Here is a 21,286-nt window from a genome sequence, read left to right as displayed (position 1 = left end):
ATCACAAGAGGGGGAATTAACGGGAGCACTAAGCCCCCGTCAGAAGAATCAGCCGCGCTGGCGCACCGCTTCGAACAGGCAGATGCCGGTGGCGACCGACACGTTCAGCGAAGAGACGGTGCCGGCCATCGGGATGCTGATCAGTTCGTCGCAGTGTTCGCGGGTCAGACGGCGCATGCCTTCGCCTTCCGCGCCCATCACCAGCGCCATCGGGCCGGTCATTTTGCTCTGATACAGCGTATGGTCGGCTTCGCCGGCGGTGCCCACCACCCAAACGTTCATTTCCTGCAGCAGACGCAGCGTGCGCGCCAGGTTGGTCACGCGGATCAGCGGCACGTTTTCGGCGGCGCCGCAGGCCACTTTCTTGGCGGTGGCGTTCAGCTGGGCGGAACGGTCGCGCGGCACGATCACCGCGTGCACGCCGGCAGCGTCGGCGCTGCGCAGGCAGGCGCCGAGGTTGTGCGGGTCGGTCACGCCGTCCAGCACCAGCAGGAACGGTGTCTCCACGCTTTCCAGCAGGCCCGGCAGATCGTTCTCCTGATACTGACGCCCTTCGCGCACCCGGGCGATGATCCCCTGGTGCACCGCGCCTTCAACCTTGTCATCCAGCCATTGGCGGTTCGCCACCTGGATCACGATGCCGGTCGCTTCCAGCTCGGCGATCAGCGGTTGCAGGCGGCGATCTTCGCGGCCTTTCAGGATAAACACTTCCAGGAAGCGTTGCGGATCACGCTCTAACAGGGCTTTGACGGCGTGGATGCCGTAAATAATTTCGCTCATGATGCTCTTTTAAATTCGTGCGGCCGGCGATAACCGGCCGATGATAACGATGTGCGGCAGGTTAAGCCTGCTCGGCACCTTTCTTCTTGGCTGCGCGTTTGGCTTTGGTCGCCGCCGCGATTTTCCGCGTTTTGTCGGACGCTTTCTTGGCTTTCTTTTTCGCCTTCTTCACGTTGTCCGCGGGCTTGGCGTCATCCTGCTTGCGGAAGGCGCTGTCCGGCTCGAAGTTGGCCGGCGGTTTGCCGCCGCGGCGCTTGCCGCGCCCCGCGTTGCCGTTGTCGCGCAGCGTGCGCTGGCCGCCCTTCTTGGCGCGATCGCGCTCGGTTTTACCTTCACCGCGCGCTTTGCGGGTGCTGGACACCAGCGCGAAGTCAATCTTGCGCTCGTCCATATGCACCGCGTCCACGCGGATCTCCACCGTATCCCCCAGGCGATAGACGGTGCCGGAAGATTCGCCGATCAGGCGCTGGCCGATATTATCGTAGCGATAGTAATCATTATCCAGCGTTGATACGTGCACCAGCCCGTCGATGAACAGATCGTTCAGGCGCACGAAGAAACCGAAGCCGGTCACGCTGGAGATGATGCCGCTGAACACTTCACCGACGTGATCCTGCATGAAATCGCACTTCAGCCAGTCGGCGACGTTACGCGTCGCTTCGTCCGCGCGGCGTTCGGTCATCGAGCAGTGTTCGCCCAGCTGCAGCATCTCTTCGAATTCGCTGTGCCAGCCGCCGGTCGGCGTCCAGCGCTCTTTCGGCTCGCCGTGCTCTTTGGCCAGCTGATATTTGATCGCGCGATGCAGCGCCAGATCCGGATAACGACGGATTGGCGAGGTGAAGTGGCCGTAAGACGCCAGCGCCAGGCCGAAGTGGCCGCGGTTTTCCGGATCGTAAATCGCCTGCTTCATCGAACGCAGCAACATGGTTTGCAGCATTTCGTGGTCAGGGCGCTCGGACACTTCGTCCATCAGCACCGCATAGTCCTTCGGCTGCGGCTTGTTGCCGCCGCCCAGCGTCAGCCCCAGCTCGCTCAGCACGCTGCGCAGCGCGGAGATGTGGTCGTCGCTCGGACGATCGTGCACGCGGTACAGCGCCGGCTCGTTGCGTTTCTCGACGAAGCGCGCGGCCGCCACGTTGGCCATGATCATGCACTCTTCGATCAGTTTGTGGGCGTCGTTGCGCACCGTCGGCTCCACGCGCTCGATGCGACGCTCGGCGTTGAAAATGAATTTGGCTTCTTCGGTTTCAAACGCGATGCCGCCGCGCTCGGCGCGCGCCTTATCCAGCACCTTATACATCGCGTGCAGCTCTTCCAGGTGCTTGACCAGCGGATGGTAGTGCTCGCGCAGCTCCTGATCGCCCTGCAGAATGTGCCACACCTTGTTGTAGGTCAGGCGGGCGTGCGAGCTCATCACCGCCTCGTAAAACTTGGCCGTGGACAGGCGCCCCTGGGCGGAGATGGTCATCTCGCACACCATGCACAGGCGATCGACCTGCGGGTTCAGGGAGCACAGCCCGTTGGACAGCACTTCCGGCAGCATCGGGATCACCTGCGACGGGAAGTACACCGAGTTGCCGCGGCTGCGCGCTTCGTCGTCCAGCGCGGTGCGCGGGCGCACGTAGTAACTGACGTCGGCGATCGCCACCCACAGGCGCCAGCCGCCGCCGCGTTTCTTCTCACAGTACACGGCGTCATCGAAGTCGCGTGCGTCTTCACCGTCGATGGTCACCAACGGCAGCTTGCGCAGATCGACGCGGCCCTTCTTGGCCGCTTCCGGCACCTGCTCGCTGAGATCGGCCACCTGTTTTTCCACCTGCGGCGGCCAGGTATGCGGGATCTCATGGGTGCGCAGCGCGATGTCCACCGCCATGCTGGTGCCCATCTTGTCGCCGAGGATCTCGACGATCTTGCCGACCGCCTTGGTGCGGCGGGTCGGGCGCTGAGTCAGCTCCACCACCACCATAAAGCCCATGCGCGCGCCGCTGACGCTGTCCGCCGGGATCAGAATATCGAAGCTCAGACGGCTGTCGTCCGGCACCACGAAGCCGGTACCGGCGTCCATGAAGAAGCGGCCGACAATCTGGCTGTTTTTCGGCACCAGCACGCGCACGATGCGCGCTTCGCGGCGCCCTTTGCGATCCGCGCCCAGCGCCTGCGCCAACACCACGTCACCGTGGATCGCCATTTTCATCTGTTCGGCAGACAGGTACAGATCGTCTTTGCTGCCTTCAACGCGCAGGAAGCCGTAGCCGTCGCGGTGGCCGATCACCGTGCCGCGCAGCAGATCCAGACGTTCCGGCAGCGCGTAGCACTGGCGGCGGGTAAACACTAACTGGCCATCGCGCTCCATGGCGCGCAGGCGGCGACGCAGCGCTTCCAGCTGCTCTTCACCGCTGAGGCCCAGTTCGTTGCCCAGTTCTTCGCGGCTGGCCGGCGTTTCTCTTTTCGCCAAATGGGCCAGGATATATTCACGACTGGGGATAGGGGATTCGTATTTTTCTGCTTCTCGTTCCAGGAATGGATCTTGTGACATTGCGGTTCCTCCGTTGTCATCAGCAGGATGACGTTGAGCCTTGTCTTCTCAACGTCGTTTTATTCGACAAGCAATAGCTTGTAGAGCGGCGGATTGTCTTCGACCATGTCGGCCAACGTATGCTTATCCAGCTCTTCAAGGAAATTCTGTACGCCCTGGTGGAGCACCTGCTTCAATCGGCAGGCAGGGGTGATGTGGCAAAAATCACTGCTGCAGTTAACCAGCGCGAGCGGCTCCAGCGCCCGTACCACGTCGCCGAGGCGAATGCTCTCGGCCGGTTTGCCCAAGCGAATGCCGCCATGCTTGCCGCGCACCGCCGTGACAAAACCGACCCGGCTCAACTGATTGATGATCTTCACCATATGGTTGCGAGACACGCCGTAAACCTCGGTCACTTCCGAGATGCTGGTCATCTTGTCCTGCGGCAACGAGGCCATGTAGATCAACGCCCGCAGGCCATAATCAGTAAAACTTGTTAACTGCACATCTTACCTCTGGGTATCGTTTTACCCGTCTGATACGCCGCTTTTCGGCGCTATTCAAAAGATTACTCATTGGATAATAAACCAGCCGGAGAGTTCGTCGCTAATTATTTAGCGAATCCCGCGCCCTAAGGCGGGTTTATGAAAGGATTTTTTGACGTGAAACCGCAATCGGAGGGAGTCAGGATAAAAACAAACCGGGACGCGCCCGGTTTGTTTAATGCCGCAAAGCCTGATTATGCGTCGAACGGGTCGCGCAGGATCATGGTTTCGCTGCGATCCGGGCCGGTAGAGATGATATCTACCGGTACGCCGGTCACTTCTTCGATGCGCTTGATGTAGTTCAGCGCAGCCTGAGGCAGCTTGCTGTGCTCTTTCACGCCAAAGGTGGTTTCGCTCCAGCCCGGCATGGTTTCGTAGATAGGCTCGATGCCTTCCCAGCCTTCAGCCGCCAGCGGAGTGGTGTCCACTTCACGGCCGTCTGGCATGCGGTAACCCACGCAGATCTTCACTTCTTTCAGGCCGTCCAGGACGTCCAGCTTGGTCAGGCAGAAGCCGGACAGGGAGTTGATCTGCACGGCGCGGCGCACTGCTACCGCGTCCAGCCAGCCGGTACGACGACGACGGCCGGTGGTGGCGCCGAACTCGTTACCCTGCTTGCACAGGTACTCGCCGGTTTCATCGAACAGTTCGGTTGGGAACGGGCCTGCACCCACGCGCGTGGAGTAGGCTTTCACGATGCCCAGCACGTAGTCCACATAACGTGGGCCAATGCCGGAACCGGTAGCCACGCCGCCGGCGGTGGTGTTGGAAGAGGTAACGTACGGGTAAGTACCGTGGTCGATATCCAGCAGGGTGCCCTGAGCGCCTTCGAACATGATCAGGTCGCCACGCTTGCGCGCGCCGTCCAGCAGTTCGGAAACGTCAACCACCATGGCGGTCAGGATGTCGGCGATAGACAGCACGTAGTCCAGCGTCGCCTGATAATCGACGGCTTCAACTTTGTAGTAGTTGACCAGCTGGAAGTTGTGGTAATCGACGATCTCTTTCAGCTTAGCGGCGAAGGTTTCTTTGTTGAACAGATCGCTGACGCGCAGACCGCGACGAGCCACTTTATCTTCGTAAGCCGGGCCGATGCCGCGACCGGTGGTGCCGATCGCTTTTGCGCCGCGCGCTTTCTCACGCGCGTTATCCAACGCAACGTGGTAAGGCAGGATCAACGGGCAAGCTTCAGAGAGTAACAGACGTTCGCGTACCGGGATGCCACGCGCTTCGAGTTCACCCATTTCTTTCATCAACGCGTCCGGCGCCAGAACAACACCGTTGCCGATGATGCTGGTGACGTTTTCACGCAAAATACCTGAAGGAATTAAATGAAGAACGGTTTTTTCACCGTTGATTACCAGAGTGTGGCCAGCGTTATGGCCACCTTGGTAGCGCACAACATATTGAGCCCGTTCAGTCAGCAGGTCTACAACCTTGCCTTTACCTTCGTCACCCCATTGGGTGCCCAGTACGACGACGTTCTTACCCATTTTTCAAAATCACCGATTGCTTAAAAATGGATTCTACCACCGTAATTTTCGATTTTCAGCACTTTTAGCATACGATTGCATAAATTTTGGGCTAGACTTTAAAGACCCGTGCGGCCGCTCAACATGTAGTAGATCACGCAGCCCGCAACCACTATTCCACCGCCAAATCGCCGCAGCGTCGCGTCCGGCAACTGCGACATCGCCACAATCATTTTGCGCCAGGCCTGCGGAAACAGCATCGGCCCCAATCCTTCCAACACCAGAACCAGCCCGAGCGCCAGCCAAATCGTTGAGTTCATGCATCCCCCAAAAACGAGAAAGGGCCCGCGTAAACGGGCCCTCGATCAGATTGCCTGCCGCGCTTATTTGCGCAGGGTATCAGGCGACTTCATGTAGCGGAAGAAATCGCTGTCCGGGCTAAGTACCAGCACGTCCTGGTTGTCCTTGAAGCTGGCTTCATAGGCACGCAGGCTGCGGATAAAGGCATAGAAGTCCGGATCCTGGCTGAACGCGTTGGCGAACAGCTTGGCCGCTTCGGCATCGCCTTCACCGCGGGTGATACGCGCCTGACGCTCGGCTTCCGCCAGGGTACGGGTCACCTCGTAGTCCGCGCTGGCGCGCAGCTTCTCGGCTTCTTCCTGGCCCTGCGAGCGCAGACGACGGGCTACCGCTTCACGCTCGGCGCGCATACGCTGGTAGATGGCGTCGGACACTTCGGCCGGCAGGTTGATCTGCTTGATACGCACGTCGATCACTTCGATGCCCAGCGCCGCCATGCTGTTCGGGTTAACCTGCGGCTGTTTGCCGGTGGTTTCCCGCTCAACGCGCGCCGCCGCAGAGGCGATAGCGTCATCGGCTTCGGTGGTCGCCACTTCTTCGCCATCACCCACGGTGCCGGTGTTCAGCGCGTCACGCACGTCGGACATCAGCTTGCCGCGCGAGTCGGTCACGATGTCTTTCACGTCCAGGCGGCCGATTTCGGAACGCAGACGGTCGCTGAACTTGCGTTTCAGCAGCACTTCGGCCTGGGAGACGTCGCCGCCGCCGGTCGCCAGGTAGTAACGGCTGAAGTCGCTGATGCGCCACTTCAGATAGGAGTCGACGATCAGGTCTTTCTTCTCGCTGGTCACGAAACGATCGGCCTGGTTGTCCATGGTCTGGATGCGCGCATCCAGGTTCTTCACGGTCTCAATGAACGGGATCTTGAGGTGCAGACCCGGCGCATACACCAGCGGCTTGTTTTCGCCGTCGCGCAGGACCTTGCCGAAGCGCAGTACGATGCCGCGCTGGCCTTCCTGCACCACGAAAAGCGAAGCGTACAGCACCACCAGCACCGCGAGGACAATAACTACAAAAGACTTACGCATTGATTACTCTCTCCCTACGCGAGTGGTGTCGTCACGCTGCGCATTCGCCCGGCGCTGATCCATAATCGAACCGCCGCTGGTGCGCGGGGCGCTGCTGTTGGCAGCCGGCGCAGGATTCGGATTGAGGCGAATCAGGCTGGTATCCTTGTTGCCGCTCTCCGGCGCCGCGCCTTGGCCGCGCAGCATCTGATCCAGCGGCAGCACCATCAGGTTGTTGCCTTTGTCGCTCACCAACACCTTACGGGTATGGCCCAGCACTTTTTCCATGGTTTCGATATACAGACGCTCGCGGGTGATCTGCGGTGCGGACTTGTATTCCGGCAACAGCTTGGCAAAGCGCGCCACCTCACCCTGGGCTTCCAGGACGGTACGGTCCTTATAAGCCTTGGAGTCTTCCAGCAGACGCTGCGCCTGGCCGTTCGCACGCGGCTGAACTTCGTTGGCGTAAGCTTCCGCTTCACGGATGTATTGCTGCTCGTTCTCACGCGCGGCGATCGCATCGTCGAAGGATGCCTTCACCTCTTCCGGCGGACGCGCCGCCTGGAAGTTGACGTCCAGCAGCGTGATGCCCATGTTGTAAGGACGAATGGTCTCTTCCAGCATGCGCTGCGTATCGTTACGCACCACGGTACGGCCTTCGGTCAGGATGCGGTCCATCGAGTATTTGCCGATCACGCCGCGCAGGGCGCTGTCGGTCGCCTGGCTCAGGCTGTCGTCGGCATTGACGACGCTGAACAGGTACGCTTCCGGGTTGGTCACGCGGTACTGCACGTTCATTTCCACGCGCACCACGTTTTCATCGGAGGTCAGCATCACGCCGGACGCCGCCAGCTCGCGCACGGACTCCACGTTCACCGGACGCACGTCGTCGATGAAGGTCGGCTTCCAGTTCAGGCCCGGCTGCACCAGGTGGCTGAACTTGCCGAAACGCGTCACGACGCCGCGCTCGGCTTCCTTGATGGTATAGAAGCCGCTGGCGGCCCAAATCACCACCACGGCCACCGCCGCGATACCGATAATGCGGCCGCTGAAGCCCGGACCAGAGGTGCCGGTGCCGCCGCTATTGCTGTTGGAGCCTTTGCCCCCGCCGAAACCGCTCAATTTCTTGCTCAGTTTGCGGAAGATATCGTCCAAATCAGGTGGCCCTTGATCACGACCGCCTTTGTTGTTACCGCCAGAGTTGCCGCCATTGTTATTGCTGCTCCCCCACGGGTCGCGGTCCTGTCCGTTATTACCGGGCTGATTCCACGCCATGTTTTAGCTCCATATTCTGTGATTGGGTACTTCAGGCTTTCGCGAAGCATAAATGTAACAGGATATGATCATACGATAAAGTCAATCAGGTCCTGTTCTTGCTTGCAGAGACGACGCCATTCGACGATCGGCATTCGCACCACCACGCCAATGCTGCCGTCCTCCTCGTTCCACTCTTTTTCAATCGCCTGAAGCTGGTAAAAACGGCTGCGAAGACGGCCTGCCCGTGGCGGTAAGCGCAATTCGTAATGCGCGATCTCCCCCGATAAGCGCTCCGTCAACGCCTGATACAGCAACGGAATACCCTCTCCGCTGGCGGCGGACAGCCACACCCGGATCGGCAGGTTTTCGTCGTTGCGGTCGATACGCGGCACAAAATCGTCCAGCATATCTATTTTGTTCATCACTAACAGTGTAGGGATTTCATCCGAGTCTATCTCCGCCAGCACGGTGTTCACCGCTACGATGTTCTCATCGACGCGCGGATCTGCGGCATCGATGACGTGCAGCAGCAGAGATGCCTGGCGCGTTTCCTGCAGCGTCGCCTTGAAGGCGGCCACCAGATCGTGCGGCAGGTGCCGGATAAAGCCTACGGTATCCGCCAACACGGTATCCCCCACGTCCGGCACGTCAATGCGCCGCAACGTAGGATCCAGGGTGGCAAATAGCTGGTCCGCCGCATACACCTCGGCAGACGTTATTCGGTTAAACAGGGTGGATTTGCCGGCGTTGGTGTAGCCCACCAGCGATACGGTCGGCACATCGGCGCGGGTCCGCGCGCGTCGGCCTTGTTCACGCTGCTTTTCTACCCGCTCCAGGCGGCGCAGAATCAAGCTGATGCGATCACGCAACAGGCGACGGTCGGTCTCAAGCTGAGTTTCCCCCGGTCCGCGCAGGCCAATCCCCCCTTTTTGCCGCTCCAGGTGCGTCCAGCCGCGTACCAGACGCGTGGCGATGTGACGCAACTGCGCCAGCTCCACCTGCAGCTTACCTTCATGGGTGCGGGCACGCTGGGCGAAGATGTCTAAAATCAGCCCGGTGCGATCGATCACCCGGCATTCGCACAGGCGCTCGAGGTTTCTTTCCTGCGCCGGGGAAAGGGAATGATCAAACAGGACAACAGACGCGCCGCTGGCTTTCACCGCATCTGCAATTTCTTCGGCCTTTCCTTCGCCGACAAAGTACTTCGGATGCGGGGCTTTGCGGCTACCGGTCACCACTTGCAAAGCTTCGACACCGGCTGAGGAAACCAACGATTCGAACTCGTTGAGGTCTTCCGTATCTTTGTCTTGCGAGAAATAGATATGAACCAGTACGGCCTGCTCACCGGCTTCATAACGGTCAAACAAGCGTGCAACCTCTCAAACGGACACTCACCGTGAGTTTGGGGGACATAAACAGCCCGCGGCTGCTTATGCTCCCCGTCATGGTTGACTTGCAACGCGCTTTATTCAGCGTCATCGCTTTCCTGCTGCGGCTGTTGCTGCGCAGACGGATTGTTGCCATGGTGATAGTTGCTTGAACCGCCGCTCGGGTTGTTGCTGTGATGCGAGACCGGGCGAGACGGGACAACGGTAGAGATAGCGTGCTTGTACACCATCTGGCTAACCGTGTTCTTCAACAGGATGACAAACTGGTCAAAAGACTCAATCTGGCCTTGCAGCTTAATACCATTCACCAAATAAATAGAAACCGGAACACGTTCACGACGCAATGCGTTCAGGAACGGATCTTGCAAAGATTGCCCCTTAGCCATTCTATCTTTTCCTTATTTGCTTGTTGTTTGTAACTAAGAACCTGTCGGCTCTAAAATAAACGACGTAAAAAATTTGCGCGCTGAATACTCAGCAATTGTACACAATCACCCAACCTATGCACTAACAACCTGTGTCACCGAGTCCAAAGCCTCTCCCGGCTTTTCACTGTCCAACCAATGGACCGACTCCCAACCCCGTAACCAGGTCATCTGGCGTTTAGCCAACTGACGTGTTGCGCAAATACCACGATAAACCATCTCATCGTAACTAATTTCACCAGACAAGTATGACCACATCTGGCGGTAACCGACACAGCGAATGGAGGGCAAGTCCGTATGCAAATCACCCCGTGCGAAAAGTGCACGCGCTTCCGTCTCAAAACCCGCCGCCAACATTTGATGGTACCGCAGCTCGATGCGTTGATGGATCAACTCACGGCTGGTCGGCGCTATCGCAAATTGGTGAACTTGATACGGCAACGATTCACCCGAAATTTTAGTCAGTTCCGTTAAAGTTTTACCCGAAATAAAAAAAACTTCCAGTGCTCTGGACAGTCTCTGCGGATCATTCGGATGAATTCTCAATGCCGCGACCGGATCGATCGCCTGCAACTGCCGATGCAACGCCTCCCAGCCCTGCTCCGCCGCTTGCCGTTCGATGCGCTCGCGCACCGCGGGATCGGCGGACGGCAGCGGCGACAATCCTTCCAGCAACGCCTTGAAATACAACATGGTGCCGCCGACCAGCAGCGGAATGCGCCCGGCGGCGGTGATGTCGGCCATCTCCTTCAGCGCGTCGGCGCGAAACTCCGCGGCCGAGTAGGCTTCGGCGGGATCGCGGATATCGATCAGCCGATGCGGCGCCTGCGCCAATTCTTCGGCGCTCGGCTTGGCGGTGCCGATATCCATGCCGCGGTAAATCAGCGCGGAATCGACGCTGATCAGTTCCACCGGCAGGCGTTCGCGCAGCGCGATCGCCAGCGCGGTCTTGCCCGAGGCGGTCGGCCCCATGATGAAAATAGCCGGGGGACGTGGTGTCATTTCAGTGTCAGTCATGCTTGAGGGCCGCCAGTGCGGCCTGTAAATCAACGGGTTGTAAAAGTCCGCTCGGTGGCGATTTGACCAGCTGCGGGCAAAGTCGTTCAACGTCGGTCAACAATTGTATCGCTTGCGAGGTGTTCCACTGTTCATGTTCGCTGCCAAGACGGCGAGCGAGCCAGGTGGCCAGCACCGCGGGCGACATCTCCTGATGTTCGGCCAGATAGCCTAACAGTTCGGGTATCAGTTTTTGTAAATTTTGTTGGCGTAATGGTAAAGGCACTGCGCGCAGCGTCACACGGCCGTGATCCGTCTGCAGATCCAGCCCCATCGCCACGAGCAGCGCCTGATGCCGCGCAATGGCCGCCGCTTCGCGCTTCTCCAACGTCAGCTTAATCGGGATCAGCAGCGGCTGCGGCCGCAGCCCTTCCGCCGGCGGGTTGAGCTGCGCCTGGCGCAGCCAGCGTTCGGCTACCGCCAGATTGAGCAACGCCGGCTGCTGGCGCTGCTCAATCAGCGCGTAGCACGGCGGATGGATCATCAACACCCGGCCAAAACTGTGTTGGCCGCCCGCCAACGGCGTTTCCGCTGCGGCTTTCGCCGGCGGGAACAGCGGCGGCTTGCTCGAAACTTCCGGCGCGGCATCGGCCTGCGGCTCGGCGGCGGGCTGCATCAGTTTACCGTACAGCTCGCCTTCGCGTTTCTGGTAACCGCCCGCCGTTTGCCAACCCGGCTGCGGCGCCCGCTCGCGGGCGGTGCCGGCCGGTGGCGGCGTTTCACGGCGCGGCGCAGGCTGAGAAAAATGGTTGCCGCCGGCGGCGATGCGGTTCTCCGGCTGCCAGACCGGCGCGGGCGCTTCGTCAGGCGTTTCCGCCAGCGGCAGCGGCGGCGTCTGACCGGCCTGCTGCAGCACGGTGGTTACCGCCTGGTAGATAAAATCGTGCACCAGCCGCGCCTGATGGAAACGCACTTCGTGCTTGGCGGGATGAACATTGACGTCCACCTGATGCGGATCGACCTCCAGATACAGCACGTAAGCGGGCTGCTGATCGTCCTTCAGCTGATCCTGATAGGCCTGACGAATAGCGTGATTGATCAAGCGATCGCGCATCATGCGGCAGTTGACGTAGCAATACTGCATTTCACCCAGCTGGCGCGCCCCGGCCGGATCCGCCACCCAACCGCGTATGCTCAGATCGCCGTGCTGCCAGTCGATGTTCAGCGCATGCTGCAAAAACGCCGGGCCGCAGATGCTGCCCAAACGGCGTTCGTGCTGGCTCTCTTCTTTCGCCGCCCGGTATTGGCGGATCGGTTTGCCGTTGTGGCTGAGGTTGATCGCCACATCGAAACGCGCCAGCGCAATGCGCCGCACCACTTCATCGATATGGCCGAATTCGGTTTTTTCGGTGCGCATGAACTTGCGGCGCGCCGGCGTATTGTAAAACAGATCCAGCACTTCCAGCGTGCTCCCGACCGGGTGCGCGGCGGGTTTGAGGGTCACCGCCTGCTCGCGCCCTTCGGCATAGGCTTGCCACGCCTCGCTTTGCTCGGCGGTGCGCGACGTCAGGGTCAAACGGGAAACCGAGCTGATACTGGCCAGCGCTTCGCCGCGGAAACCGAGGCTGACGATAGCCTCCAGATCGTCGAGCGTGCTGATTTTACTGGTGGCGTGCCGTGCCAGCGCCAGCGCCAGATCGTCCTTGCCGATGCCGCAGCCGTTGTCGCGAATGCGGATCAGCTTGGCACCGCCGCGTTCAATATCGATATCGATGCGCGTTGCGCCGGCGTCCAGGCTGTTTTCCACCAGCTCCTTGACGACCGACGCGGGGCGTTCAACCACCTCTCCGGCGGCAATCTGGTTGGCAAGCTGCGGCGGTAACACCTGGATAGGCATGCTGGCTCCTGTAGCGATGGCGCTAGGCCTGCGGAATGGTCAGCGTCCGATCCAGCGGCGCGACGTCCGACTTCAGATTATTGACCCGTTTCAGATCGCCGACGCTGACCCCGTAGCGAGAAGCGATGGAGGAGAGCGTATCCCCGCGGGCCACTTTATGTTTAGACGTTTTCTTCGCCGGCGTTTTCGCCTTGGCGACGGTGGTGGTGACGGCGGCGGCTTTCCCCGCTGGCACCTTCAGGCGTTGCCCGACCCACACGCCGTCTTTTTTCAGTTTGTTCAGATCCCGCAACGCCGCCATGGTGGTGCCGTAGCTGTCGGCGATGCCGGACAGCGTTTCCGCCCGCTTCACCACGTGGATCCGGGTCTTGCCGCTTACGCTGCGGCTCGCGCCGGCCGAGCTGACGATAGGCTCAGGCTGGCGCACGTCTGGTGTTGAGGTGTTAACCGCCGCTGCGACGTCCAGCGGTCGGTTTTCCACCTTTGGGTCGGCTTGCAGCGGATGCGCCAGGAAGTAGCTGCGCAGGCCGTTATGAATGGCTCTGGCAATCTTCTCCTGATACGCGCTACTGCCCAGCAGCCGCTCCTCCGTGCTATTGCTGATAAATCCGGTTTCCACCAGCAGCGAGGGAATATCCGGCGAACGCAGCACGCCCAGGCTGGCGTGTTCCGGCCGGCGTTTATGCAACGATCCGACACTCTGCAACTGCTGCAGCACTTTCACCGCCACGTCGTATCCCACGCGCTGTGAATGGCCGAACTGCAGATCCAGCACTGCCTGGCTCAGGTAAGGATCAGCCTGGCTGTTGGCCAGCAGATCGCCGGCGCCGCCGAGCAGCTCGGACTGTTTCTCATGCTGTTCGAGCCAGCCGGCCATTTCGCTGTTGGCGCGGCGGTTGGACAGCACCCAGACGGAGGCCCCGCTGGCGCTGCGGTTTGGTGCGGCGTCGGCGTGGATGGAGACCAGCACGTTGGCGCCCTGTTTACGCGCCACATCGGAGCGCCCCATCACCGAGATGAAATAGTCGCCGGTACGGGTCAGCACCGGTTTGAACTGCGGATCGGCGTCCAGCATCGCCTGCAGGCGGCGCGCGATGGCGATGGTGACATTCTTTTCTTTCAGCCCGCTCGGGCCAATGGCGCCCGGATCCTGGCCGCCGTGGCCGGCGTCGATCGCTACCACCACCCGATCGCCGGAACCGGCGGAAACGCGGCTGCTGCGCGGCGTGACCTCTGTGGCGGTGCCTGCGACCACGGTCTGTTTATTGGTAAAGGGATTCGATCCTGTCGGCGCTTTGCGCAGCGGCGGCTCCGGCGCCTGGCGCGGTGGCTGGCTGACCGTGACCGGCGCCTGACGCGGCGGTGGATTGACCGCAACCGGCGCAGGCGTTTGCACCGGCGCTTTACGCACCACGGTATTGGCGCCGCCTTCGGCCGTAATGGTGAACACCACGGTATGCACGCCGCCGTTCTGGCGGGTGGCGACGCGGGTTTTGGCGCGCTGGGTCAGATCAAACACCAGGCGCACGCTCTGCGCGTCTTTCGGCGCGCTGGAACGAATGCTTTTCACCAGGTTTTGCCCGCTGAAATTGAGCGGAAGACCGCCGACCTTGCCCTTCTGGTTAACGTCCAGCACCACGCGTTCCGGGCCGTGCAGCGGGAAAAACGCATAGTCCGGCGGGCCATTGAAGCTCACCGACACCGTCGCTTCGCGTTGGGCGTTGGACACTTTGATATCGGACAGCGAGGACGCCGCCAGCGCGTTCAGCGCGCCGAGCGGCCCCAGCACGGCGATCAGCATGATGACCGCAAATTTTTTCAACACGTGCGTCATTGCAGCATCATCCCTGTGATCCATGAATGCGGTCTAACAGCTGGCTGCCGTATGCGGAAATCGCCTCGATCTTCGCCTCTCGCCCCTCGCCCTGATAGCTAAGATGCAGCGCCAGATCCGGCTCCGGCAGCACGCCGGTGCCCTGCTGCGGCCATTCGACCAGGCAGATGGCGTCTTGCGCGAAGTAATCGCGAATGCCCATGAATTCAAGCTCTTCCGGATCGGCCAGGCGATACAGATCGAAGTGATACACCGCCAGCGGCTGCAAGGCATAGGGTTCCACCAGCGTGTAGGTCGGGCTTTTGACGTTGCCCTGATGCCCTAACGCCTGTAGGAAACCACGGCTGAAGGTGGTTTTACCGGCGCCCAGGTCGCCGTAGAGATAGATGACGCTGGCGCGATCGCAGGCCTGGGCCAAAGTGGTGCCCAAAGCGACAGTCGCTGCCTCGTCCGGCAGAGGTAAAACGAGTTCTTTCATTCGATAAAGTCTATTTTGCCCACTCAGGGTTAACGAAATGAAGGATGTCCGGCAGTAAATCGGTCGCCAACATGCCTCTTGTTCCTTGTCTTTCCGCTACGCGATCGCCGGCCGCGCCGTGTACGACGCAGCCCGCACAGGCGGCATCATACAGCGAGAGCTTTTGCGCCAGCAAACCGCCGATGATGCCCGACAGCACATCGCCCATGCCGCCGGAGGCCATGCCAGCGTTGCCGACGTCGGCGATCGCCATCTGCCCCTGCTCATCGGCGATCAGCGTACCGGCGCCTTTCAGCACCGCCACGCCACCGTAACGCGCCGTCAGCTTGCGCACGGCAAGTAAGCGATCACTCTCGATGTCGGCAGTGCTGCAGCTCAACAGCCGAGCAGCCTCTCCAGGATGCGGAGTCATCACGCGATTCTGCCGTTTCTCGGGATTTAATGCCAGCAAGTTCAGCGCATCGGCGTCCCACAAGGCCGGTTTATCGCTGGTTTGCAGCACGTTCAAAGCGTTTTTGCCCCACTCAGCCTGGCCCAGCCCCGGGCCAATCACCAGCACATCCGCCCATTGCATCGCCTGCCGCAGCGTCGCCTCGTCCAGCGCCTGCGCCATCAGCTCAGGCCGGGCCGCCAACAGCGGCGCGACATGCTCCATGTGAGTAAGCACTCGCACCAACCCAACCCCACTGCGCAGCGCCGCTTCCGCCGCCATGCGAATGGCGCCGCCGAACCCGCGATCGCCGCCCACCAACAGCAGGCGGCCATGCTCGCCCTTATGGGCGCAGGGACGGCGCGGATGCAGCCAACGCGGCAACACCTCGGCGGTAAGCCGCTGAATCTGCTCCGGTTGCTTCGCCAACCAACCCGATAAGCCTAGCGCATTCTGATGAAGTTGCCCGACCCAGTCGCGCGCCTGGCCGGTCAGCAACCCCGGTTTGAGGCCGATGAACGTGACGGTGTGCGCGGCACGCACGACCGCGCCCGGCGCCGCGCCGCTCTCCGCCAGCAGGCCGGACGGAATATCGAGCGCCACCACCGGTGCCGAATGGCGGTTGGCGGCCTCGATCAGCGCGTCGTAGGGCGCACGCGGCGCGCTGCCCAGGCCGGTACCTAACAGGCCGTCGATGATGAGAGAAACAGACGCCGGCCAGCGGCTGCTCGCCGGCAGAATGTCGCCGCCTGCGGCTTGCCAGGCCTCGCGGGCCGCTGCGGCTTCCGGTGGCAAAGGCCGTGCGCCGTCGCAGGCGATCAGCGTCACCTGCACGCCCGCCGCCTTCGCCAGGCGCGCCACCACATAGCCGTCGCCGCCGTTGTTGCCGTGGCCGCACAGCACCAGCCAGTGGTCGCGGGAGGGATACGCGTTGCGCGCCAGCGCGTAGGCCGCCTGACCGGCGCGCTGCATCAAATCGTAAAGAGAAATACCGAGCGAGGCCGCCGCTGCGGGTTCCGAGCGACGGATCCAATCCGCAGGCCAGACAGAGTGTGGTAAACTGTCAGCGTATGCTTTTTCACTGTGGCCCGTCATGACGCACCCCCTCGATCTCCATCAACTCGCCCAACATATCAAGCAATGGGGGCAATCGCTAGGATTCCAGCAGGTTGGCATCTGCGATACCGATTTGAGCCTTGAAGAGCCGAAGCTGCAGGCCTGGCTCGACAAACAGTACCACGGCGAAATGGAATGGATGGCGCGCCACGGCATGCTGCGCGCACGCCCTCACGAACTGTTGCCGGGCACGCTGCGAGTGATCAGCGTACGCATGAACTACCTGCCGGCCAAGGCGGCATTTGCCAGCACCTTGCAAAATCCGCAGCTGGGCTACGTCAGCCGCTATGCGCTGGGGCGCGACTATCACAAGCTGTTGCGCCAGCGCCTGAAAAAGTTGGGCGATCAGATCCAGGCCTACTGCGGCGAGTTGAATTTCCGCCCCTTTGTCGATTCTGCGCCGGTGATGGAACGCGCACTGGCCGCCAAGGCGGGCATCGGCTGGGTTGGTAAACACTCACTAATTCTCAACCGTGAAGCCGGGTCGTGGTTTTTCCTCGGCGAATTGCTGATCGATCTGCCGCTGCCGGTAGACCAGCCGCAGGAAGAGCAGTGCGGCCGCTGCGTCGCCTGCATCACCACCTGCCCGACCGGCGCCATCGTCGCTCCCTATACCGTAGACGCCCGGCGCTGCATCTCCTACCTGACCATCGAGCTGGAAGGCGCGATCCCGGAGGAGTTCCGCCCGCTGCTCGGCAACCGCATCTACGGCTGCGACGACTGCCAGCTGATCTGCCCGTGGAACCGCTTTTCGCAGCTTACCGACGAAGACGATTTCAGCCCGCGCGCCGCGCTGCATGCGCCGCAGCTGATCGATCTGTTCAACTGGACGGAGGAAAAATTCCTGCGCATCACCGAAGGCTCGGCGATACGCCGCATCGGCCACCTGCGCTGGCTGCGCAATATCGCCGTGGCGCTGGGCAATGCGCCCTACGAGGACGGCATAGTGCTCGCACTACGCACCCGTTTGGGCCAAAACGCCATGCTGGACGAACATATCCACTGGGCGCTGGCGCAACAGCTCGCCCGCCGCGAAGCGCAGGGCATCGAGGTGCAAACGGCGCAGAAAAAACGGCTGATACGGGCTGTGGAAAAAGGTTTGCCAAGGGATGCCTGACGGCGTGCGCCATTCGGACGTAGCGCCGGAATACTCACTCTGTGGATTTGTGCATAAAAATAAAAACACGTTGTCTTTCAACTGCAACAAAAAGAGCAAGTGATCGGCATAACGTTTTGGGATAAATAAATAAACTTATAAATCAAATAGATAAATATTTAATTTGTATGACGTTGATTTTTCAGGCAGGCGAGTTTATGTGCAGAGGCTGTGGATAACTCTGTTCACAACATTTTTACCAGGCGTGTAAAACGGGAAAAAAACCCGCGCCGGATAAAGCGTTGGATTTGAGTTTGAAACGAAGAGAAAATTGGAGCGGGAAACGAGACTCGAACTCGCGACCCCGACCTTGGCAAGGTCGTGCTCTACCAACTGAGCTATTCCCGCATTGAGATGCTTTTGGCATCCGGCCACCAAACACTGGCGTGACCTTTGAATTTTTGGAGCGGGAAACGAGGCTCGAACTCGCGACCTCAACCTTGGCAAGGTTGCGCTCTACCAACTGAGCTATTCCCGCGTCGCATAGGTACTGCTTGATACTGCTTTATTTATTCATCATGCCGCATCGCGACATTGTTGAATTTGGAGCGGGAAACGAGACTCGAACTCGCGACCCCGACCTTGGCAAGGTCGTGCTCTACCAACTGAGCTATTCCCGCCCGGCGTATCGATGGTGGAACGTTACGAAATTCTTCATCGGTACGGGGTGCGCATTATACGAGAAATCCTTTTTGCCGCAAGCCCCTGAAAGCAAAAAAACGCGATTTTTGTTTGATTGCCGATTAAAGCGCCAGATTGGCGAATTAAGCGGCTAAAACCGGCATTTTTTCCCCGCAGAGGCCCTCGCACCTTAGAGCTGGATGAAATGTTCGCGGTAATACGCCAGTTCGGCCACCGATTCACGAATGTCGTCCAGCGCCTGATGGGTGCCCTGCTTTTTAAAGCCGGCGAGAATTTCCGGCTTCCAGCGGCGCGCCAGCTCCTTCAGCGTGCTGACGTCCAGGTAGCGGTAATGGAAGTAGGCCTCCAGCTCCGGCATATAGCGGAACAGGAAACGGCGATCCTGGCCCACGCTGTTGCCGCAGATCGGCGATTTGCCGGCCGGCACCCACTGCTGCAGGAAGGCTATCGTTTCCAGCTCGGCGGCGCGATCGTCCTGGCGGCTGGCTTTCACCCGCTCCACCAGCCCGCTGCCGGTATGGGTGCGCACGTTCCACTCGTCCATCAGCGCCAGCTGTTCGTCGGACTGATGCACGGCGATCACCGGCCCTTCCGCCAGGATGTTCAGGTTGGCGTCGGTGACCAGCGTGGCGATCTCGATGATGCGGTCACGCTCGGGATCCAGCCCGGTCATCTCCAAATCGATCCAAATCAGGTTATTTTCGTTTCCTGTCATGATGTTTCCTGCCTAAAAGCCGAGAGAAAAACGCTGTGCGGACGAGACGGCGGGCGCCGCCGGTGGCGACGCGCCGCAGCCGACGGCTAACAACGGTTATTTAATATAAAATAGCGTGTATCATAGTCTTTTTGGTCGCCCTGGGCGACATATACCCCGACGGGTTCAAGGCTGCGGCCGGGGAAGGCCCCAACCGCCGCCGTACGTGTAAAGGTATAAAATCGAGTCAAGTGAGGCGCAGTGAGTAAGAACAAACTGTCCAAAGGTCAGCAACGCCGCGTGCAGGCGAACCATCAGCGCCGTCTGAAGCGCGCTGATAACAAACCGGAACCGGATGATTCCCAACTGGGCGAGCCGCAGGAAGGCGTCGTCATCAGCCGTTTCGGCATGCACGCCGACGTTGAGGCGCCGGATGGCACTCAGCACCGCTGCAATATCCGCCGTACGCTGCGTTCGCTGGTCACCGGCGATCGCGTGGTGTGGCGCCCCGGCCTGGGCGCCCATGAAGGGGTGAAGGGCATCGTGGAAGCGGTGCACGAACGCACCTCGGTGCTGACGCGCCCGGACTTCTACGACGGCGTGAAGCCGATCGCCGCCAATATCAATCAGATCGTCATCGTGTCGGCGATCCTGCCCGAGCTGTCGCTGAACATCATCGACCGCTATCTGGTGGCCTGCGAAACGCTCGAAGTCGAGCCGCTGATCGTGCTCAACAAAATCGACCTGCTGGACGCCGAAGCGCGCAAGCTGGTCGACGGCATGATGGATATCTATCGCAAGATTGGCTACCGGGTGCTGGAAGTCTCCAGCCAGACGCGAGAAGGCATGGCGGAGTTCGAACAGGCGCTGGCCGGGCGCATCAGCATCTTCGCCGGCCAGTCCGGCGTCGGCAAATCCAGCCTGCTGAATGCGCTGCTGCCGCCGTCCGAAGAGCAAATTCTGGTAAATCAGGTTTCCGACGTATCGGGCCTCGGGCAACATACCACCACCGCCGCGCGGCTGTACCATTTCCAGCACGGCGGCGACGTGATCGACTCCCCGGGGGTGCGCGAGTTTGGCCTGTGGCACTTGGAGCCGGAACAAATCACCCGCGGATTTGTCGAATTCCGTGATTATTTAGGCGGTTGCAAATTTCGCGACTGCCGCCACGATACCGATCCCGGCTGCGCTATCCGCGCGGCGATGGAGAAAGGCGATATCGCGGAAGAGCGTTTCGACAACTATCACCGCATTCTGGAAAGCATGGCGCAGGTGAAGGTTCGCAAGAACTTCACGGACGCCGCAGACTGACACTGACGGGCGGGCATTGACGACGGCGAGGCCCTCGTTACAATGCGCGCCCTTTACCCTGATTCACGAGGTTAACGTGCTGGATAGCATCAAGATTAAATTGCAATATTGGCTACCGAAGCTGGCGCTGACCCGCCTGGCGGGCTGGGGCGCCGACAAACGGGCCGGCTGGCTGACCCAACTGGTGATCAAGGCCTTCGCCCGCTTCTACCGCGTGGACATGCAGGAAGCGCAAAATCCGGATCTGGCGTCTTACGCCACCTTCAACGACTTCTTCGTGCGCCCGCTGCGCGATGGCGCACGCCCAATCATCGCCGACGCCAACTGGCTGGCGCTGCCCGCCGATGGCGCCATCAGCCAGCTCGGCCCGATCCGCGACGATCAAATCTTCCAGGCCAAAGGCCATCACTACAGCCTGGAAGCGCTGCTGGCCGGCAACTACCTGCTGGCCGAACCGTTCCGCAACGGCCTGTTCGCCACGACCTATCTGGCGCCGCGTGATTACCACCGCGTGCACATGCCGTGCGCCGGCGTGCTGCGCGAAATGATCTATGTGCCGGGCGATCTGTTCTCGGTCAACCCGCTCACCGCCGCCAACGTGCCTAACCTGTTCGCGCGCAACGAGCGCGTGATCTGCGTGTTCGACACCGACATCGGGCCGATGGTGCAAATTCTGGTCGGCGCCACCATTGTCGGCAGCATCGAAACCGTTTGGGCCGGCACCGTCACGCCGCCGCGCGAAGGCATCATCAAACGCTGGACCTACCCGGCCGCCGGTGAAGAGGGCACCATCGCGCTGGAAAAAGGCGCCGAGATGGGCCGCTTCAAGCTTGGCTCCACGGTGATCAATCTGTTTACCGCAGGCAGCGTGCAGCTCGCGCCGCAGTTGCAAAACGGCACCGTCACCCGCATGGGTGAGGCGTTCGCCGAAATCCCGGCCGCCGCTGAAACACCACAGACCCCGCTCTAAAGGAATCGACGCC

General features: G+C 60.6%; 18 protein-coding genes and 3 tRNA genes. 3 read left to right on the top strand and 18 right to left on the bottom strand.

All coding sequences use genetic code 11. The annotated features are described in order from the left end of the window. Positions 1 to 48: 48 nt before the first annotated feature. From rlmB to nnr, 14 genes are all read right to left on the bottom strand, one after another. A complete protein-coding gene (gene rlmB / locus SSARUM_RS01660) occupies positions 49 to 780 on the bottom strand; it encodes a 23S rRNA (guanosine(2251)-2'-O)-methyltransferase RlmB (protein WP_004933653.1) in 732 nt (243 codons plus the stop codon). Between the two features lie 61 nt (positions 781 to 841). After that, positions 842 to 3,316, bottom strand: coding sequence for a ribonuclease R (rnr, locus tag SSARUM_RS01655; RefSeq protein WP_048321236.1), 2,475 nt, complete (start codon positions 3,314 to 3,316; stop codon positions 842 to 844). Positions 3,317 to 3,375: 59 nt separating this feature from the next. Continuing rightward, the gene (gene nsrR / locus SSARUM_RS01650) at positions 3,376 to 3,801 is read right to left on the bottom strand and encodes a nitric oxide-sensing transcriptional repressor NsrR (protein ID WP_033636784.1); all 426 of its coding nucleotides are present in this window, start codon (positions 3,799 to 3,801) and stop codon (positions 3,376 to 3,378) included. Between the two features lie 233 nt (positions 3,802 to 4,034). Further along, positions 4,035 to 5,333, bottom strand: a complete 1,299-nt coding sequence (locus tag SSARUM_RS01645; protein ID WP_033654892.1) for an adenylosuccinate synthase — start codon at positions 5,331 to 5,333, stop codon at positions 4,035 to 4,037. A 98-nt stretch (positions 5,334 to 5,431) separates the two neighbouring features. Then, positions 5,432 to 5,632 (bottom strand): DUF2065 domain-containing protein, encoded by a 201-nt coding sequence (locus tag SSARUM_RS01640; RefSeq protein ID WP_004933666.1) that lies wholly within the window; start codon positions 5,630 to 5,632, stop codon positions 5,432 to 5,434. 63 nt (positions 5,633 to 5,695) lie between these two features. Further along, entirely contained in the window at positions 5,696 to 6,700 is a 1,005-nt protein-coding gene (gene hflC, locus SSARUM_RS01635; RefSeq protein WP_004933669.1) for a protease modulator HflC, read from the bottom strand. A gap of 3 nt (positions 6,701 to 6,703) precedes the next feature. After that, complete coding sequence (hflK, locus tag SSARUM_RS01630; RefSeq protein ID WP_033636782.1) at positions 6,704 to 7,954, bottom strand: FtsH protease activity modulator HflK; 1,251 nt, start codon at positions 7,952 to 7,954, stop codon at positions 6,704 to 6,706. Positions 7,955 to 8,022: 68 nt separating this feature from the next. Next, on the bottom strand, positions 8,023 to 9,303 hold the full coding sequence (hflX, locus tag SSARUM_RS01625) for a ribosome rescue GTPase HflX (protein WP_282494109.1): 1,281 nt from the start codon (positions 9,301 to 9,303) through the stop codon (positions 8,023 to 8,025). 98 nt (positions 9,304 to 9,401) lie between these two features. Beyond that, positions 9,402 to 9,710, bottom strand: a complete 309-nt coding sequence (gene hfq / locus SSARUM_RS01620) for an RNA chaperone Hfq (RefSeq protein ID WP_004933678.1) — start codon at positions 9,708 to 9,710, stop codon at positions 9,402 to 9,404. Positions 9,711 to 9,824: 114 nt separating this feature from the next. Next, positions 9,825 to 10,766: a tRNA (adenosine(37)-N6)-dimethylallyltransferase MiaA gene (miaA, locus tag SSARUM_RS01615; protein ID WP_004933679.1), complete on the bottom strand. Its 942-nt coding sequence runs from the start codon at positions 10,764 to 10,766 to the stop codon at positions 9,825 to 9,827. Next, complete coding sequence (mutL, locus tag SSARUM_RS01610) at positions 10,759 to 12,642, bottom strand: DNA mismatch repair endonuclease MutL (protein WP_060430731.1); 1,884 nt, start codon at positions 12,640 to 12,642, stop codon at positions 10,759 to 10,761. The genes miaA and mutL overlap by 8 nt, the downstream gene beginning before the upstream one ends. A 22-nt stretch (positions 12,643 to 12,664) precedes the next feature. Beyond that, positions 12,665 to 14,476 (bottom strand): N-acetylmuramoyl-L-alanine amidase AmiB, encoded by a 1,812-nt coding sequence (amiB, locus tag SSARUM_RS01605; RefSeq protein ID WP_060430729.1) that lies wholly within the window; start codon positions 14,474 to 14,476, stop codon positions 12,665 to 12,667. A 7-nt stretch (positions 14,477 to 14,483) separates the two neighbouring features. Continuing rightward, complete coding sequence (tsaE, locus tag SSARUM_RS01600) at positions 14,484 to 14,954, bottom strand: tRNA (adenosine(37)-N6)-threonylcarbamoyltransferase complex ATPase subunit type 1 TsaE (RefSeq protein WP_033648706.1); 471 nt, start codon at positions 14,952 to 14,954, stop codon at positions 14,484 to 14,486. A gap of 10 nt (positions 14,955 to 14,964) precedes the next feature. Further along, positions 14,965 to 16,479 carry a bifunctional ADP-dependent NAD(P)H-hydrate dehydratase/NAD(P)H-hydrate epimerase gene (gene nnr / locus SSARUM_RS01595; RefSeq protein ID WP_060388203.1) on the bottom strand — a complete coding sequence of 505 codons (1,515 nt, stop codon included), beginning with the start codon at positions 16,477 to 16,479 and terminating at the stop codon, positions 14,965 to 14,967. Here nnr and queG point away from each other — a divergent pair. Further along, positions 16,478 to 17,617: a tRNA epoxyqueuosine(34) reductase QueG gene (queG, locus tag SSARUM_RS01590; protein WP_033648708.1), complete on the top strand. Its 1,140-nt coding sequence runs from the start codon at positions 16,478 to 16,480 to the stop codon at positions 17,615 to 17,617. The genes nnr and queG overlap by 2 nt on opposite strands. A 311-nt stretch (positions 17,618 to 17,928) precedes the next feature. Here the strand turns inward: queG and SSARUM_RS01585 are convergent. The 4 genes from SSARUM_RS01585 to orn all read right to left on the bottom strand — a co-directional run bounded on the left by SSARUM_RS01585 (position 17,929) and on the right by orn (position 19,013). Further along, a tRNA-Gly gene (locus SSARUM_RS01585) sits at positions 17,929 to 18,004 on the bottom strand. Between the two features lie 54 nt (positions 18,005 to 18,058). Beyond that, positions 18,059 to 18,134: transfer RNA gene (locus SSARUM_RS01580), tRNA-Gly, on the bottom strand. 66 nt (positions 18,135 to 18,200) lie between these two features. Beyond that, positions 18,201 to 18,276, bottom strand: a tRNA-Gly gene (locus SSARUM_RS01575). Positions 18,277 to 18,467: 191 nt separating this feature from the next. Next, entirely contained in the window at positions 18,468 to 19,013 is a 546-nt protein-coding gene (gene orn, locus SSARUM_RS01570; protein WP_033636776.1) for an oligoribonuclease, read from the bottom strand. Between the two features lie 240 nt (positions 19,014 to 19,253). On the opposite strand from orn, the gene rsgA reads away from it, so the two are divergent. Then, positions 19,254 to 20,303 carry a small ribosomal subunit biogenesis GTPase RsgA gene (rsgA, locus tag SSARUM_RS01565; RefSeq protein WP_033638924.1) on the top strand — a complete coding sequence of 350 codons (1,050 nt, stop codon included), beginning with the start codon at positions 19,254 to 19,256 and terminating at the stop codon, positions 20,301 to 20,303. 76 nt (positions 20,304 to 20,379) lie between these two features. Next, complete coding sequence (gene asd / locus SSARUM_RS01560; protein WP_039567869.1) at positions 20,380 to 21,273, top strand: archaetidylserine decarboxylase; 894 nt, start codon at positions 20,380 to 20,382, stop codon at positions 21,271 to 21,273. The last annotated feature ends 13 nt before the right edge of the window (positions 21,274 to 21,286 follow it).

The sequence above is a fragment of the Serratia sarumanii genome, assembly GCF_029962605.1.
GTDB classification, from domain to species: Bacteria; Pseudomonadota; Gammaproteobacteria; order Enterobacterales; family Enterobacteriaceae; genus Serratia; species Serratia sarumanii.
The sequence above is the reverse complement of the archived record's forward strand: the minus strand, read 5'-3'. Positions and strand labels throughout refer to the sequence as shown.

Bases quoted from the DNA above. Each gene is read 5' to 3' on its own strand.
- tsaE (WP_033648706.1), bottom strand. From the start codon at position 14,954: ATGAAAGAACTCGTTTTACCTCTGCCGGACGAGGCAGCGACTGTCGCT.
- amiB (WP_060430729.1), bottom strand. From the start codon at position 14,476: ATGACGCACGTGTTGAAAAAATTTGCGGTCATCATGCTGATCGCCGTG.
- queG (WP_033648708.1), top strand. From the start codon at position 16,478: ATGACGCACCCCCTCGATCTCCATCAACTCGCCCAACATATCAAGCAA.
- SSARUM_RS01640 (WP_004933666.1), bottom strand. From the start codon at position 5,632: ATGAACTCAACGATTTGGCTGGCGCTCGGGCTGGTTCTGGTGTTGGAA.
- hfq (WP_004933678.1), bottom strand. From the start codon at position 9,710: ATGGCTAAGGGGCAATCTTTGCAAGATCCGTTCCTGAACGCATTGCGT.
- orn (WP_033636776.1), bottom strand. From the start codon at position 19,013: ATGACAGGAAACGAAAATAACCTGATTTGGATCGATTTGGAGATGACC.
- nnr (WP_060388203.1), bottom strand. From the start codon at position 16,479: ATGACGGGCCACAGTGAAAAAGCATACGCTGACAGTTTACCACACTCT.
- SSARUM_RS01645 (WP_033654892.1), bottom strand. From the start codon at position 5,333: ATGGGTAAGAACGTCGTCGTACTGGGCACCCAATGGGGTGACGAAGGT.
- rlmB (WP_004933653.1), bottom strand. From the start codon at position 780: ATGAGCGAAATTATTTACGGCATCCACGCCGTCAAAGCCCTGTTAGAG.
- hflC (WP_004933669.1), bottom strand. From the start codon at position 6,700: ATGCGTAAGTCTTTTGTAGTTATTGTCCTCGCGGTGCTGGTGGTGCTG.
- mutL (WP_060430731.1), bottom strand. From the start codon at position 12,642: ATGCCTATCCAGGTGTTACCGCCGCAGCTTGCCAACCAGATTGCCGCC.
- hflK (WP_033636782.1), bottom strand. From the start codon at position 7,954: ATGGCGTGGAATCAGCCCGGTAATAACGGACAGGACCGCGACCCGTGG.
- rnr (WP_048321236.1), bottom strand. From the start codon at position 3,316: ATGTCACAAGATCCATTCCTGGAACGAGAAGCAGAAAAATACGAATCC.
- miaA (WP_004933679.1), bottom strand. From the start codon at position 10,766: ATGACTGACACTGAAATGACACCACGTCCCCCGGCTATTTTCATCATG.